Annotated in this window: 17 protein-coding genes; 8 read left to right on the forward strand and 9 right to left on the reverse strand. The window is 63.6% G+C overall.

The genetic code is table 11. The features are described 5' to 3' along the window. The first annotated feature begins 89 nt into the window (after positions 1 to 89). The 6 genes from I2488_RS17030 (at position 90) to I2488_RS17055 (ending at position 5,641) form a co-directional block, all read left to right on the forward strand. Complete coding sequence (locus tag I2488_RS17030) at positions 90 to 848, forward strand: DUF4062 domain-containing protein (protein WP_196277007.1); 759 nt, start codon at positions 90 to 92, stop codon at positions 846 to 848. A 437-nt stretch (positions 849 to 1,285) separates the two neighbouring features. Then, positions 1,286 to 2,992 carry a 30S ribosomal protein S1 gene (rpsA, locus tag I2488_RS17035; RefSeq protein WP_196277008.1) on the forward strand — a complete coding sequence of 569 codons (1,707 nt, stop codon included), beginning with the start codon at positions 1,286 to 1,288 and terminating at the stop codon, positions 2,990 to 2,992. A gap of 108 nt (positions 2,993 to 3,100) precedes the next feature. Continuing rightward, positions 3,101 to 3,865 carry a hydroxyacylglutathione hydrolase gene (gloB, locus tag I2488_RS17040; protein WP_196277009.1) on the forward strand — a complete coding sequence of 255 codons (765 nt, stop codon included), beginning with the start codon at positions 3,101 to 3,103 and terminating at the stop codon, positions 3,863 to 3,865. Positions 3,866 to 3,904: 39 nt separating this feature from the next. Beyond that, positions 3,905 to 4,933, forward strand: a complete 1,029-nt coding sequence (locus I2488_RS17045) for a LacI family DNA-binding transcriptional regulator (RefSeq protein ID WP_196277010.1) — start codon at positions 3,905 to 3,907, stop codon at positions 4,931 to 4,933. Between the two features lie 166 nt (positions 4,934 to 5,099). Beyond that, a complete protein-coding gene (locus I2488_RS17050; RefSeq protein ID WP_343071104.1) occupies positions 5,100 to 5,360 on the forward strand; it encodes a type II toxin-antitoxin system ParD family antitoxin in 261 nt (86 codons plus the stop codon). Further along, entirely contained in the window at positions 5,357 to 5,641 is a 285-nt protein-coding gene (locus tag I2488_RS17055) for a type II toxin-antitoxin system RelE/ParE family toxin (RefSeq protein ID WP_196277011.1), read from the forward strand. Before I2488_RS17050 ends, I2488_RS17055 begins: the two co-directional genes overlap by 4 nt. Positions 5,642 to 5,718: 77 nt before the next feature. On the opposite strand, the gene I2488_RS17060 is transcribed toward I2488_RS17055, so the two are convergent. From I2488_RS17060 to I2488_RS17095, 8 genes are all read right to left on the reverse strand, one after another. Beyond that, entirely contained in the window at positions 5,719 to 6,273 is a 555-nt protein-coding gene (locus tag I2488_RS17060; RefSeq protein WP_196277012.1) for a F0F1 ATP synthase subunit B family protein, read from the reverse strand. Beyond that, positions 6,266 to 6,760: a F0F1 ATP synthase subunit B family protein gene (locus tag I2488_RS17065; RefSeq protein ID WP_168903616.1), complete on the reverse strand. Its 495-nt coding sequence runs from the start codon at positions 6,758 to 6,760 to the stop codon at positions 6,266 to 6,268. Before I2488_RS17065 ends, I2488_RS17060 begins: the two co-directional genes overlap by 8 nt. Positions 6,761 to 6,834: 74 nt before the next feature. Then, complete coding sequence (locus I2488_RS17070) at positions 6,835 to 7,062, reverse strand: F0F1 ATP synthase subunit C (RefSeq protein ID WP_011444975.1); 228 nt, start codon at positions 7,060 to 7,062, stop codon at positions 6,835 to 6,837. A gap of 47 nt (positions 7,063 to 7,109) precedes the next feature. Further along, on the reverse strand, positions 7,110 to 7,892 hold the full coding sequence (locus tag I2488_RS17075; RefSeq protein ID WP_196277013.1) for a F0F1 ATP synthase subunit A: 783 nt from the start codon (positions 7,890 to 7,892) through the stop codon (positions 7,110 to 7,112). A gap of 39 nt (positions 7,893 to 7,931) precedes the next feature. After that, positions 7,932 to 8,252 (reverse strand): AtpZ/AtpI family protein, encoded by a 321-nt coding sequence (locus I2488_RS17080; protein ID WP_196277014.1) that lies wholly within the window; start codon positions 8,250 to 8,252, stop codon positions 7,932 to 7,934. Between the two features lie 233 nt (positions 8,253 to 8,485). Then, entirely contained in the window at positions 8,486 to 8,884 is a 399-nt protein-coding gene (locus I2488_RS17085; protein ID WP_246465741.1) for a YdbL family probable chaperone protein, read from the reverse strand. 28 nt (positions 8,885 to 8,912) lie between these two features. Then, positions 8,913 to 9,170, reverse strand: a complete 258-nt coding sequence (locus I2488_RS17090) for a YnbE family lipoprotein (RefSeq protein ID WP_343071105.1) — start codon at positions 9,168 to 9,170, stop codon at positions 8,913 to 8,915. Next, positions 9,167 to 12,391 carry an intermembrane phospholipid transport YdbH family protein gene (locus I2488_RS17095; protein ID WP_196277015.1) on the reverse strand — a complete coding sequence of 1,075 codons (3,225 nt, stop codon included), beginning with the start codon at positions 12,389 to 12,391 and terminating at the stop codon, positions 9,167 to 9,169. Before I2488_RS17095 ends, I2488_RS17090 begins: the two co-directional genes overlap by 4 nt. Positions 12,392 to 12,513: 122 nt before the next feature. Here I2488_RS17095 and radC point away from each other — a divergent pair, with 122 nt between their 5' ends. Continuing rightward, on the forward strand, positions 12,514 to 13,251 hold the full coding sequence (gene radC / locus I2488_RS17100) for a RadC family protein (protein ID WP_196277016.1): 738 nt from the start codon (positions 12,514 to 12,516) through the stop codon (positions 13,249 to 13,251). 16 nt (positions 13,252 to 13,267) lie between these two features. On the opposite strand, the gene I2488_RS17105 is transcribed toward radC, so the two are convergent. Then, entirely contained in the window at positions 13,268 to 13,393 is a 126-nt protein-coding gene (locus I2488_RS17105; protein WP_082013356.1) for an entericidin A/B family lipoprotein, read from the reverse strand. A 141-nt stretch (positions 13,394 to 13,534) separates the two neighbouring features. Here I2488_RS17105 and I2488_RS17110 point away from each other — a divergent pair, with 141 nt between their 5' ends. After that, a complete protein-coding gene (locus I2488_RS17110) occupies positions 13,535 to 15,394 on the forward strand; it encodes an acyltransferase family protein (RefSeq protein ID WP_196277017.1) in 1,860 nt (619 codons plus the stop codon). The last annotated feature ends 53 nt before the right edge of the window (positions 15,395 to 15,447 follow it).

Here is a 15,447-nt window from a genome sequence, read left to right on the forward strand (position 1 = left end):
TACCGTTCCGTCACAGGCACTGCACGCCTCTCTGGCCAGTCCGCACTCAGCGCAATCCGCGATCTCGTCGATGGACGCTTCGCCGTCGCTTGATCGGCATCAGTGCCAACCACCTGAGCAGTTACCTTTTTCCAGCAGCTGATACAGAGCAACTCGAATACATTAAAAAAGTAATTGATGAATGTGACTATTATATCTTGATAATGGGTGGTCGTTATGGCTCTTTAGACGAAGAAGGCGTCAGCTTTACAGAGAGAGAATACGATTATGCAGTTGATACTGGAAAAGTAGTTCTCGCATTTCCGCATGGAGATTTGACGTCTCTTCCCATCTCAAAGAGTGACACTGGAGATCGGATGCAGCGCAACCTCACTGATTTTCGGACAAAGGTGATGACTGGTCGGTTAGTCCGTGAATGGAGTACCCGCGAGCAATTAGAATCTTTAGTCGTGAAGGCAATTGTCCGAGCGACCGCAGATTACCCTGCCGTTGGATGGGTTAGAGGGGATACGGCAGCCAGCGAAACATTGCTTCAGCAGATTAATGATCTGAGGAATGATAACGAGAGCTTGAAAGATAAGCTAAATCGAGCCCTGAATGCAAACAAGCCATCGCTAACGAACTTAGCAGGCTTCAATGACGTGGTAAGATTAAACTTTTACCGTAAGCCTTACAGAGGCGGCCAGCAAATTCGTGAAGATAAGTCTTTTTCATTTTCTTGGAGTATGATCTTTGTGGCGGTTGCGGTAAATATAGGAGCCTCAAAATCAACCGGGCTAATAGGATCTTTCATTGACAAATATAGAAAAAAACCGAGACAAATCAGAAATTACTTATACGCTTATTGATCATGATGCAGCTATAGTTAAGACCCAACTTTCAGCATTGGGATTGATAAACGTATTTGTTTCGCAAACGGTCAACAATGGTGGGCTTCACGAGTTTATGACGCTCACCGAGTTGGGAAAGCAAAAATTGACCGAGATACTTGCAGTCAGGAAAGCTGATGTTGATCCTCTACCATAAAGCGAGTGACGCTTTGGCTCCATGTTCTTTTGCTTAATCCTGCACCCACCACCCCCATTTTCCTTGCTTTTCCCGCCCCATGCGCCTATGCGCCGCCGGTCCGTGACGGCCTTGGCCCGATCGGATGCCTTCGGCAGCATTCGGCTCCGGGGGCGGTTCGGCCCTTTTTGGCCCACGGCCCGCATGGGGCGGTACGTGGAGGAAAGACCGGCGGAAACAACCGCCTGGCCGGAATACCTAGAAACAGGAAGCTTGGATAATGGCTACCAACCCGTCGCGCGACGATTTCGCCGCGCTGCTTGACGAATCGCTTGGCGGAGCCGCCAACGGTGGCTTCGAAGGCCGCGTCGTCAAGGGCACCATCACCGCCATCGAAAACGACAAGGCCGTCATCGACGTGGGCCTGAAGAGCGAGGGCCGCGTTGCCCTGCGCGAATTCGCCGCCCCCGGCCAGGCGCACGGCCTCAAGGTCGGCGACGAAGTCGAAGTTTACGTCGACCGCGTCGAGAACGCTGACGGCGAAGCAATGCTCAGCCGCGACCGCGCCCGCCGCGAAGCCGCCTGGGACAAGCTCGAAAACGAATTCGGCGAAGGCAAGCGCGTTGAAGGCGTGATCTTCGGCCGCGTGAAGGGCGGCTTCACTGTCGACCTCGACGGCGCCGTTGCCTTCCTCCCCGGCTCGCAGGTAGACATCCGCCCGGTCCGCGACGTGACCCCGCTGATGGACATGCCGCAGCCGTTCCAGATCCTCAAGATGGACCGCCGCCGCGGCAACATCGTCGTCTCGCGCCGTGCGGTGCTGGAAGAAACCCGCGCCGAACAGCGCTCGGGCCTGATCCAGAACCTCAAGGAAGGCCAGATCATCGACGGCGTCGTCAAGAACATCACCGACTACGGTGCGTTCGTGGACCTCGGCGGCATCGACGGCCTGCTCCATGTCACCGACATGAGCTACAAGCGCGTCAACCACCCGTCGGAAGTCATCGCCATCGGCGATACCGTCAAGGTGCAGATCATCCGCATCAACCAGGATACGCAGCGCATCAGCCTCGGCATGAAGCAGCTTGAAAGCGATCCGTGGGATGGCGTTGCCGCCAAGTACCCGGTCGGTGCGAAGCTCTCGGGCACCGTCACCAACATCACCGAATACGGTGCGTTCGTGGAACTCGAAGCCGGCATCGAAGGCCTCGTCCACGTTTCGGAAATGTCCTGGACCAAGAAGAACGTCCACCCCGGCAAGATCGTCTCGACCTCGCAGGAAGTCGACGTGCTGGTTCTGGAAGTCGACAGCGACAAGCGCCGCATCAGCCTCGGCCTCAAGCAGGCCCAGCAGAACCCGTGGGAAGCCTTTGCCGAGAAGCACCCGGTCGGTTCGACCGTGGAAGGCGAAGTCAAGAACGCGACCGAATTCGGCCTGTTCATCGGCCTCGATGGCGACGTCGACGGCATGGTCCACATGTCGGACATCGCTTGGGGCATCTCGGGCGAAGACGCGCTGGCTCTGCACCGCAAGGGCGAGCAGGTCTCGGCCGTGGTTCTCGACGTCGATGTCGAGAAGGAACGCATCAGCCTCGGCATGAAGCAGCTTGAAAAGGGCGCTCCGGCTGCTGGTGGCACCTCGGCTGCTGCTGCTGGTTCGCTGCGTCGCGGCGAAGTCGTCACCGTCACCGTTCTCGAAGTCCGCGATGGCGGCCTCGAAGTGCAGGCTGGCGAAGACGGCGCAACCGGCTTCATCAAGCGCTCGGATCTCGGCCGCGACCGCGACGAACAGCGTCCGGACCGCTTCCAGGTCGGCCAAAAGCTCGACGCCATGGTCACCGGCTTCGATCGTTCGAAGAAGCCGAACTTCTCGGTCAAGGCCCGTCAGCTGGCCGAAGAGAAGGAAGCCGTGGAACAGTACGGCTCGTCGGATGCCGGCGCTTCGCTGGGCGACATCCTCGGCGCCGCTCTGAAGGCGAAGCAGTAAGCTTCACCGCCTTCAAGGCACTGAACAAAGCTCTGAACAAGCTGGGCCCGTCCGGAGAAATCCGGGCGGGCTTTTGCTTTGTCCGGAAGGCGGCGCTAAGCTGCAGCCATGACGCTACAGATCCACCAGTTCCCCTGCCTGTCCGACAACTACGGCTTCCTCGTCCACGATCCCTCCAGCGGCGAAACCGCCTGCATCGACACGCCCGATGCCGATGCCTACCTGCGCGAAGCGGAAGCCAAGGGCTGGCGCATCACCCAGATCTGGAACACCCACTGGCACCCCGACCACGCGGGCGGGAACGAGGCGATCAAGGCAGCAACCGGCTGCACCGTGATCGCGCCCGAGGACGACGCCGGCAAGATCGCCGCGGTCGACCGCACCGTAGGCCAGGGCGATACCGTCCAGCTCGGCAGCTTTGCGGCCTCGGTCATCGACGTCGGCGGCCACACCATGGGCCACTGCGCCTATCACCTGCCCGCCGCGTCAGTAGCCTTCGTCGGCGACGCACTGTTTCCGCTGGGCTGCGGCCGCATGTTCGAAGGCACCCCGCCGCAATTCTGGGCCAGCCTCCTGCGCCTCAAGGCGCTGCCCGCGGAAACGACGCTCTACAGCGCGCACGAGTACACCCAGTCCAACGCCCGCTTCGCCCTCTTCGCCGATCCGGACAACGCGGCGCTCGGCGCCTATTCGCAGAACGTCGACGAGAAGCGCCAGCGCGGCGAATGGACCGTGCCCACCACCCTCGCCTCCGAGCTCGCCGCAAATCCCTTCCTGCGTGCCGACGATGCCGACATGGCCGCGCGCTGGGGCGGAACCACGCCGGAAGAGACATTTGCCGCCCTGCGCAGGGCCAAGGACACTTTCCGCTGACGCCGATCCTGCTAAAGCGACAGTTGACTTGGGGGTAACATGGCCGGCGAGAGAAAGATCATCCGCGTAACGTCGTTCGACGTGGCCGAGGCGGCAGGCGTCAGCCAGTCGACCGTCAGCCGTGCGCTCGCCGGTGACACCTCGATCAGTGAACCCACCCGCCAGCGCGTGATGGAAGCCGCCCGCCGCCTGAACTACCAGGTCGACGAGAACGCCGCCCGCCTGCGCCGGGGCCGCACCGGAACACTGGCCGTCGTGATGATCTGTCGCGAGGCGCAGGACCGCAAGGACATCAACCCGTTCTACTTCTCGCTGCTCGGCTCCACCTGCGCCGCCGCCTCGGCCAAGGGCTACGAAACCCTCGTCTCGTTCCAGGATGCACCGGAAAACTTCTGGGGCCACTTCCAGGAGCGCCGCAAGGCCGACGGCATGATCGTCATAGGCACGACCACCAACACCAAGGCCTGGGACTATTTCCGCGACATGCCGGAAGGCACGCACTGGACCTGCTGGGGCTCGCCCGACAACGACATGCCATGGGTGCGCAGCGACAACCTTTCGGGCGCAACGCTGGCCACCCGGCACCTGCTGGTGCGCGGCTACCGCCAGATCGTGTGCATCGGCTCGGCCACCTCGCCCCAGCGCCAGTTTCAGGAGCGCTACGAGGGTTACGCCGAGGCCATGCGCTCAGCCGGGCTGGAACCGGTCCTGCAACAAGTCGAAAGCGGCCTCGCGCGCGAAGAACAGGGGCGCCGCGCCGCTATTGCCCTGGCCGAGAGCGGCACGCCATTCGACGCCATCTTCGCCGTCTGCGACGACATGGCCTTGGGCGCACTCAAGGAACTGACCGCGCGCGGTTACTCGATCCCCGACAAGGTCGGCATCATCGGCTTCGACGGCATCCGCGCCGGAGCCTGGTCCACCCCGCCCCTCACCTCGATCGAACCGGACTTCCAGATGGCCGGCACCCTGCTGGTCGAACAGTTGCTGGCGAAGATCAACGGGACGGAAGGTTCCGGGCGTCGCGTGCCGGTGCGGTTGGTGATCAGGGGCTCCACGCGGGCGTGAGGTGGGATCGACAGGATTCCAAAGACGCACTCACACTTGCAGGCATCGTCTTCGCATTGCTCGCATTACCACTGCTGGGCGCCTTGCTCTTCGCGTTTAATCCAAGCCATTGACGTGCCGTTGCAGCTTCGGACGCAATGTATTATATCTTGGTACACCCCTAAAAGTGGATACCAAGATGCCCCGGAATACCTCCGTCACCCTCAGCGAACATTTCACGGACTTCATCTCCGCTCAGGTCGAAACCGGGCGTTACGGCTCGGCCAGCGAAGTTGTCCGGGCAGGCCTCAGGCTGCTCGAGGACCACGAGAGGAAGGTGGCCGCGCTCGAGCAGGCACTGATCGAAGGCGAAGAATCCGGAGAGCCGCAACCGTTCGATTTTGACGAATTCAAGGCAAGAAAGCGGCGTGAGTTTGAGGCGCGATGAAGGCGCTCAGGTTTACACCTGCAGCCTACGCGGACATTGACAGGATCTGGGACTATACCGCCGATCTTTGGGGAATAGACCAAGCCGAAAGCTACACCGACGATATCCAGAAGGTTTGTGAAGACATCGCCCATGGTGTCAAAATCGGTAGGCCCAGCACCCGCCGTTCCGTCTTCAAGCAACGGAGTGGCGCTCATTTCATCTACTACCGCATGACGACTGGCAGCGTCGAAATCATCCGCATCCTGCACGGAAAGCAGGATGTCGAGCGCCATCTCTAGCACAAACAAAAACCCCTCCCGGATCGCACCGGAAGGGGTCTTCGTGTTCTGTAAGCCCTGAAGCGACTAGAAGCCGATCAGTTCACAAGCCCGGCGATTGCGCCATCCACCAGCGCCTTGTCAGCACCGGCAGAGTGGTTCTTCGCGATCAGGTCGCGCGCGGCGGCAGTAGCAGCCTCGGCAGCCTTGGCGCGCAGGTCGTCGACCGCAGCGCGCTCGGCAGCGGCGATCTTGTCCGACGCCATCTTCTCGCGGCGGGCGATGACGGCGGCGGTGTCCGCCTCGGCCTTGGCGACGATGGCAGCGGCTTCGCTCTTGGCGTGCTCGACCATGGCTGCCGCGTCCTTTTCGGCGTTGGCGATCTTGGCCGCGTACTCGGCACGCAGCTTCTCGGCTTCGGCGCGGAGCACCTTGGCTTCATCGAGCTGCTTGCGGATCGCATCGATCTGCTTGTCGAGACCGCCGACGATCGCGCCGGGGACCTTCTTCGAGACCAGGATCGCGAAGAAGATGGCCATCGACAGGGCGACCCATGCACCGGGCCCGAGGCCGAGTGCCGAAGGTTCGACGTGGTGTTCGCCGCCAGCAGCTTCGTGCTCGACGACAGCGGTCGTCTCTACAGCGTTAGCCATTTGCGAGAACTCCCTTCACGGCGGCCTGCGCTTCGGCAGCGGGGATCGACAGGCCGGCAAGGCGGCTTGCGATATCCTGCGCGGCTTCGGCGGCAACGCCTTCCACTTCACCCAGCGCGGCAGCGCGGGCAGCGGCAATGCGGGCTTCGGCAGCCGTCACGGTCTCGTCGATGCGAGCCGAGGCGGTAGCGAGCTTGGCGTCGGTGGCCTTGGCCGCGTCCGCCTTGGCAGCGGCGATCACGGCTTGGGCTTCGGCGCGTTGCTTGTTCGCCTGGACGCGCCATGCCTCTTCCTCGGCATCGGCGGCGGCCCGGGCGGCTTCGGCAGCGGCAAGGTCGTCGGCGATCTGCTTGTCGCGGCCGTCCATCGTGGAGACGACCTTGGGCAGCATGCCCCGGCCGATCACGAAGAAGACGATGCCGAAGAACACCAGCAGCCAGAAGACCTGGCTGGAATAGGTGGTGGCAAGCTGTTCAATCTGAGGCATCGCGGGTGTCCGGGCGTCAGGCGGCCGGGGCGGACCCCGGCCAGCATTTCAACAATCAGTGAGCTTCGTTTGCCTCAGGCAACGAAGATCAGGATCATCGCGACGACGAACGAGAGCAGGCCCAGAAGTTCGGCGGCGGCGAAGCCGATGAACAGGCGGCCCTGCTGGCCGTCAGCGGCGCCGGGGTTGCGCAGCGCGCCTTCGAGGAACTTGGCAAACACGTTGCCCACGCCGAGCGAGGCGAGACCGGCGCCAACAGCGGCGAGACCAGCACCGAGCAGCTTTGCGCTTTCTGCGTCCATGTCAAAAACTCCTTTTATCAATTCCGTATGGGAAAATGTTGCGGGTATCAGTGAAGGTTCTCGGCGTCGTTCAGGTAGACGCAGGTGAGCAGGGCAAAGACGTAAGCCTGAATGCCAGCCACCAGGAGTTCCAGCGCGCAGATGCCGATCATCAGCACGAAGCTGGGAACGGCGGCGAGGAAGAAGGTCCCCACCCCGGCATTGGTGCCGGAGATGACGAAGCCCGAGAGCACTTCGAGCAGCACGTGCCCGGCCATCATCGCCACGAAGAGACGCAGGCCAAGGCTGAACGGACGCACCATGAACGAGATCAGCTCGATCGGGAAAATGATCGGGATCATCGGAACGGGCGTGCCGTGCGGCACGAACAGGGAGAAGAAGTGGAAGCCGTGCTTGGCAAAGCCGACGCCGAGCACGATGGCAAAGCTCATGATCGCGAGCACGCCGGTGACGGTGAAGTGGCTGGTGGCCGTGAACGGATGCACGCCGACCAGGGCCAGCGGCAGCAGGCCGAGCATGTTGGCGAACAGGATAAAGCCGAACAGCGAGAACACGTAAGGCAGGTACTTGCGCCCGGCCTTGCCGATATTCGCCTGAAGCAGGTTGTCGACGAAACCGGTCAGCCCTTCGACCGCCATCTGCCAGCGGCCCGGAACCAGTTCGCGCTTGGCGCCACCGGCGACGAACACGAGCAGGACGACCGTGGTGATCGCCATCCACAGCGACGAGTTGGTGAACGCGATATTGTAACCACCAATAGACCAGTGATCGGTCCCGAAAAGGGTCTCGATCGTGAACTGGTGAACCGGATCGACCTTGCCTTCGGCCACGCGCTTAACCCCGTATCACTCGAATACAACAACAGCGCCCTATTCGGGGCGCCGGCTCGAAATTCGGATGATGTTCCGGAATGCCACGACGACCCCCATGAACAGCATCACCAAGAGGCCCCAGGGGCTCGTCCCGGCAAACTGGTCAATGACCCAGCCGATGAACGCGCCGCCCACGAGGCCGCCGATCAGTTCCGCCAGCACGCGGTTGCCCATGCGGTAATTCGCATCGGTTTCCCCGCCCGCCTTTGGCCGGTTGCGCTCCTCTTCCCGCTCGCGAAGGGCTTTGAGCCGCTTGTCGAGCGCGTCGATCCGCGCATCCTCGCCGATTGGCTTTGTCTCGCCGGGTTCGTCATTCATGCCTGTTCCCCTGATCAGTCGCCCGACCGAAAGTGCAGCACAAACGACGGATGACCGCCGAGAGCGCCGCCCCCTTAGGCGGGGGGTATTCTTGAGTCAACCGTCACGAACCGTGTCTGATCCCCTGCCTGACCCAAGGTATCATCGCAAATGCGAACGCCCTCCCCCGCAACTGCGAGGAAGGGCGCGAAAGTGGCTGAAACCGGCCAGCGATTCGTATGCGCAGTTTTCCGTTACGGGCAGCGCGAATCACGCAACGGAGCGCCTGCACCACGCGTCTGCCATGAACCGTCGGGCGCCTGGTACTTCTCGCCCGGCTTGGTCTGGGCGATCAGCAGGCAGCCCGAGGTGAGCGCGTATTCTTCCACAGTCGCCTTGTTGGCCTGCGCCTTCTCGGCATAGACCGCCTTGCGCTTGATGTTGATGTCCTCGACCACCGCGCGCAGCGCCGGGGCGGGCGGCGTGACGTAGCCAAGGTAGCCGTCCAACTTCTCGCCGACCTGACCGGCAGCGCGGGCGGCGGCATAGGCCGGGTCGCGGCTCTGCGCGAGTGCGGGCACGGCGATCGCGCCGAGCACGAGGCCCGTGGCAGCCAGCATGGCGAGGCTTCTGCGCATTGGAAACACGGTCATAATCTTCATCCTCAAAACGCCCCCGACATCAGAAGATGTCCGGGTTGCTCTCGATCGTGGCGTTCGCATCCTGCGCGAGCCGGTACACGACCTCCTGCTTGATGTTGATGTTGAGCTCGATCACGATCGGCTTGTCCGGTGCCTTCACCGAAATGCAACCGCCCAGTGCCAGCGCCCCCATCAACGGCAGCGCCAGCAGGTGACGCGGCCTCAACTGAAATCCGTTTTTCCCCATGGCCCTATTGGTCGCAGGGTTCGCGGATCGGGTCAATTCCACCTTCCTCATGGCATTTTTCCGCTTTCTGCAGGCTGAATGTTGTTGGGGCTTCCGGGCAGTACGATCACCGGAACGCCGCCGGGACGGACGCCGTTTGCCGAGCGATAGAGCGGTCGCCCTTGCGCATCGACGAGGCCCAAGGTCCTGGGATCCTTGACGAAAGCGGGATCGTACATCGCCTTGAACGAGGTGATGAGCTGGTAGAACGGGGCGCGGATGTTGACGTTGAACTGGATCGGCAGGTTGGCAACCTGCTTGGTGATGAAGTTCCGCTTCGTGCCGGCGCCTTGCTTGACCCCGCCAAAGCGCACGTTGGTGACGATCTCGCCCTCGAGATCACCGCGCATGGCGATGGTCATCGTCTTGTAATCCAAAGATTTCAGCGCATCGAACGCGAAATTGGCCATCGCGCCCATGTTCTCGTAGGTCAGCGCGCCGATGTATGAAACGTTGCCGCCCGGCGCGCGCGAGACCAGCGTCCCTTCCTCGATCCGGCCGCCGTTGGCATCGAAAACCAGTGGGAACTGTCCGTCGAAAGTGCCTGTTGCAGCAAGATTTCCCAGCTCCATCTTCTCGATGAACTTGGCGGCATCGATGCCGATCACCGTCAACGTATAGCGGCGGGCTTCGGCGAGGCCGAGGCGCAGGTCTGTGGGTTCGAGGACGAGCGTGCCGCCGAGGAACGGCCAGCGCGCATCGTGCAGTCTAAGCACTTGATCAGGAAGCAGACTTATGTCGACCACGCCCTCGGTCACCTCGATGCCGGGGTTGATCGAGGCGACAGTCAGCTTCTGGTGGGGGGCGGTGACCATACCGAGCAGGTCGGTGAAAACGAGTTTGCCCTTCAGCCCCTTCACCGGACCGAAAGCTGCTGCGAGATCAAGGCTTTCGGTGCCGAACGTGCCGGAGCTTGTCACCCCTCGCGCGGTCCAGTCGATGACGCCGTCACCGGTCACCTTGCCGTTGACATTGGCGACCACGCCGAGGGCGAGCCGGGTCAGTTGCGCGGGCTGGAAAGCCTTGTCGAACAGGAGGTTGTCGACGGACAGGTTGGCGCGGCCCACTCCGGTCGAGAGATCGTGCCGGACGTTGACCACGGCGACTTCGCGCGACGTCTTGGCTTCGCGCAGCAAGGCATTGGCGGTAATGCGATTATCCGCGAGGGTCAGCGTTGCGCCAGTGGAGTGCAGCTTCTCGAACCGGGCGGGGTCCAGACGGTCGGTCAGGTCGAACTCTGTGCCCGAAAGTACAAGCTTTCCATCGACATAGCGCCATTCACCCGCGGCGTTCGAGATATCGAGCGGAACGGCGGCGAGCTTGGCTCCAACTCCCCCGTAACTCCCCCCCAACTCTCCCCCGACTCTCGCGTCAAGATTGGCAACTGTGAGATGCGTGGCGGTAGCAGGTGGCCCCAGCGCGACTTCCACCGCCGAGGCCTTGAGCACCCCCGGCCAGGCGAATCCAACAGCCCCGGTGCGCAGGGCAAGCTGGGTGTCGCCAAGCTTGCCGGTGAGATCGAGTCCGGGTGTCCCTGCCGCCACCTGCAGCCCCCTCGCCCCGCTGCGGACGATGGCGCTGCCGCCCGGCGGGCAGAATTGCAGCGCGTTGCCATCCACCGCCATCTGGCCGAGTTCCAACCTGTCGAAGCGGGCGGTGACGCAGTGGCGCCACAGGGCGAGTTCGCCGCGCGCGCCGTAGGCTCCGTTGACAGGGAGGACTAGGTTCTGCACGGAACCGCCCGGAATCGCGCCGGAAACCTGCGTGGTGCCGGAAAAGCCCAGCGAGCCGTCGGCGATCTGCGCGATCATCATCTCAGGGATGGCGAGCGAACCGCCGCCTGCGCGCCATGGTGCCATGGTCAGGCGGAACAGGGCCTGCCCCGCCCGACCCCGCTCCATCCGGCCGACGATTCGCGGGATGCCTGCGCCGCCCGTGGCAAAGCTGCCTGCGAGCAGCGGCGGGCCACCCTTTGTGCCGCTGGCCATCTGGAAGCGCGACAGTGTCAGCAGCGTCTGCCCGCTGCCGCCGGTCAATCGCGCCTGCGGGATCACCGCCGACATCGCCTCGCCATTGCGGCGCAGCGCGATCTCGCCGCCGAGGCGGCTGCCGCGTTCCTCGCGCTTCAGGCTGGCGCGCAATTGGGCGAGCATCGGGGCGAGCAGGGTGCCGCTGGCGCTGCGTTCCCCTGACGCGAGTGCGCTGTCGAGCGCACTGCCCTGGCGCAGGCCCTGCCCGTCGATCGTGCCGCGGAATTCGGCCTTGCGGAATGCCTCGCGGGTGCGGACCGAGCCTTCGAGGCCAAGGAGGCCGAAGCGCACGCCGCCGCTGCTGACGCCGCCGGCGTTGGCATCGACCCGACCGGTCAGGGCGCCATCGCGGAAGGCGAGCCGGGTATCGAGTGCCAGCGTTTCGGCCGAGACGCCCGGCGCTACCAGCTTGTTGCCCCGCAACGTGGCGGCACCGGCAAGACCGGCAAAGCCCTTGTCGGCGCGGGCATCGAGGTCTGCGACCAGCGCGCCGCTGCCGGTGCCGTTTTCACAGGCAATGCGATCCAGCCGCAGCGGCCCGGTGAGCGACGGGCGCTCTTCGCGCACGGCAATCCTGCCAACGAAGCGCGCGCCAGTGGCGCTGCAGCCACCACCGACCAGCGAGGGCGCCACTGCCGCGAGCGTTCCGGCAAAGCCATTCTGCAAGCCGCCCTTGCCTTCGAGCGACAAGCCGACCTTGCCCGAATCGGTGAGGATTAACCCGCGACCGTCCTCAACCTGCAGGTCGAGCTTTGGCAGAGTGAAAGGCTCGTTGTCGGTCTTCGGGGCGTAGATCACCCTGTCGAGCGAGCCGAAGCTGACCCGTCCCTGGCGATACTGACCGTAAATGCGCGGGGACACGAGCTTGACCGAGCCAAGGTAGGGCGCACCAAGGCCATAGCGGATGCCGACTTCGACGCGCTCTATCGTCAAGTCCGGATGGCGCGGGTCTCCCACCACAACGTTGCGCAGGACCTGACTGCCGGGGCCAATGCTCTCGATCTCGTAAGTGGCGGGCAGGCCATAGGATTTGAGCTGGCCGACGATGATCCGGTCGGCAATCGAATTGCGTGCGAGCCACAAGCCGCCGAGGCCGGCAACGGCCAATACCAGCACGGACACGCCGACGCGCCGCAACCCCTTGCGCGAGCGCACCGGGACTGGCGGCGTATCCGGTTCCGCCAATTCGAAACTATCTGCCATCGGCCCCCTTCTTGCGCACTCCCCCGGCTTGGGCAATGCACGGCAAGTACATCTCACGTGTACGAACAGCTTGTACCAGTCGGCGAACGCCTGAGCGCCGAAGTGGTGCCCGGACAGGATCAATGGCGGATCAAACCGGACTCTTTCCTGAACAGATTCCCGGCAGCGGCGGCAAGGCGACCTTCGACGGCGGCGATGCCAGCGGCCATCGCGCCCGCCTGCGCAAGCGGCTGATGACCGGTGGCGACGATGCGCTCGCCGATCACGAGGTGATTGAATACCTGCTGATGGTGGCGCGCCCGCGCATCGACACCAAGCCGATCGCCCGCTCGCTGATCCAGCGTTTCGGCAGTCTGGCCGGCGTGCTCAATGCCGATCCGCAGGCGCTGGCGCTGCACCCCAACATGGGCGAGACCAGCGCGGCGGCACTACGCATCGTGGCGCTGGCCGCGCGGCGACTGGCCAGGACCGTGGTGCGCGAGCAACCGGTGCTGTCAAACTGGCAGGCGCTGCTGGATTACCTGCACATCGACATGGCGCATCTCAATGTCGAGCGGGTGCGCGTGCTCTATCTCAACACGCAGAACATGCTGATTCTCGATCATCTGGTGGGCGACGGAACGCTCGACGAAAGCCCGATCTACACGCGCGAAGTGGTGAAGAAGGGGCTGGACGTGGGCGCAGCGGCGATGATCCTTGTCCACAATCACCCGTCCGGCAGCCCCAAGCCGAGCCGGGCCGACATCCAGGTGACGCACAAGATCACCGAGGCCGCGCGCATGATGGGGATGACCGTCCACGACCACATCGTCATCGGGCGCGAAGGCTACACCTCGCTCAAGGCGCAAGGGCTGATCTAGCACCTGAGCCCAAAGCTCAGATGGCCTTTTCGCCCGCCTTGCCGACGGATTCGATATCGCGGCCGATGCCCTGAACGGTGTTGCAGGCCGCGAGCGCCAGCGAGCAGCCAAGAGCGACGAGGACGAGAACCTTGCGAGCCATGTGCATTCTCCGTGCAATCCGAATGGCTGCGGATATAGCGCGACCGGCGAGGATGCAATCGGGGGTGATTGCTTGTGGGCGCCGCATTGGCCATCCTGCTGCAGGGCCAGCGTGCCTCGGGGTATGACGGGCGGGCACAAGTTGCAGCACAGACGCGAAATCGAAGGATTGCGAGCGCTCGCCGTGCTGCCGGTGGTGCTGTTCCACGCCGGCGTGCCGGGATTTGGCGGCGGTTTTGCCGGCGTCGACGTGTTCTTCGTGATCAGCGGCTATCTGATCGCCGGGGTGATCCTGTCAGGCCTCGGCGAAGGCCGGTTTTCTCTGGCCGGATTCTATGAGCGCCGCGCCCGCCGCATTCTGCCAGCGCTGATCCCGGTGCTTCTGGCGAGTGCGGCGATGGCTTGGGCGGTGATGATCCCCGAGGACTTCCGCAAGTTTGCGCAAGGGCTGGGTTCGAGTGCCGTGTTCGCATCGAACATGCTGTTTGCGCGAGCAACCGGCTACTTCGACGACGACGAGGGCTACCAGCCGCTGCTCCACACCTGGAGCCTCTCGGTCGAAGAGCAGTTCTATATCCTGTTCCCCGCGCTCGTGCTCCTGCTGTGGCGGTTCGGACGGGGCAGGATGGCAGTGTGGTTCGGCACAATTGGTGCGGTTTCGCTGGTAGCTTGCCTGGCCTTGAGTGAGCACCATCAGGCGCTGGCGTTCTACCTGCTGCCGACGCGGGCATGGGAACTGCTGGTCGGCGCGGCCTGCGTCGCGCTGCCGGAGCGCGGGAAAAGCGGAGCGCTGGCTGCAATCGGATTGGCCCTTGTCGTCGGCGGCATGGGACTGGTCGATGCCGAGACAGCGCCGGACTGGCGACTGCTGCTTCCGGTCACCGGAGCCGCGCTGCTTTTGCGCCATGCCGGACAGCAGGATCCGGTGGGCGGACTGCTCTCGCTGCGCCCGCTGGTGGCGATCGGCGGAGCGTCCTACGGCATCTACCTGTGGCACAACCCGCTGCTGGCCGTGCTGCACTATCAATGGCTCGGGCAACCGCCGATCTGGCTGGTGATCGGCGTGATCGCCGTGTCCGTGGCGCTTGGCTTTGCCTCGCTCCACCTGATCGAACGACCGGTGCGTGAGCAGCGCATGCTGGCTTCGCGCAAGTCACTGGTGGCGTTCTGCATCGCCGGACTGGCGATTGCGCTGGGCCTTGGCGTGGCGGGCCATCTGCGCAGGCTGGAACCAGCGAGCGCGACGGAGCGCGATGCGTTGCAGGCCTTTCCCGCTGCGCTGCCGGAGCCGACGGAACACCTGCCTGCGGGCGCGCCCATACGCTATGTGCTGTTCGGCGACAGCCATGCGCGGCAGTATTTCGATGCGCTGACGGCGCACTCCGGCGAAGGCGCGATGCTGACGCAGGCGGGTTGCTTCTCGTTTCCGGGCGTGACCAGTTACAGCTATGCCAGCAAGAAATCGGCCGATTGCATCGGAGCCCATGCCGAACTGACAAAGCTGGTTCGCGAGCGAGGCATCGCGACTGTGATCGTCGCGCAGCGCTGGGAACGTCTGCTGTTCCAGCCTCCGGACTTCCGGCAGCTCGGCGCGACCTCCAGCGCCGGGTGGCCCCGGCTCGAGGCTGCTCTGGACCGTCTGCGCTCGTCGCTGCCGAAGAACACGCGCATCGTGCTGATTGGCAACGTGCCCACGGCCGCAGCGGCAGGACCGGAAATGGAAGGCGGATATCCGCGCTGCCTTGCCTATCTGAACACGCATTGCCCGACGCGCTTCCCCATCAAGCGCGCTGAAGGATACCGCATCAATCCGCTGCTGGCGCGCTATGCCGCGAGCCGACGCGACGTGACGTTCTTCGATCCGCAAGGCGTGCTGTGCGGTTCGCGCGATTGCGCCATCATCCGGCAAGGGACCGCGCTCTATGTCGACAACACCCACCTCACCCGCCTTGCCGCCGACATCGTGATCGCGCGGATGCTGGAGCGGATCGGGCCGATTTAGAGCCTCGCCCCTTGCGTTCCGGCCACCTTGCCCCTAGCGGCCCCGGCAAAGCC

It is taken from the genome of Novosphingobium jiangmenense (assembly GCF_015694345.1).
GTDB classification, from domain to species: Bacteria; Pseudomonadota; Alphaproteobacteria; order Sphingomonadales; family Sphingomonadaceae; genus Novosphingobium; species Novosphingobium jiangmenense.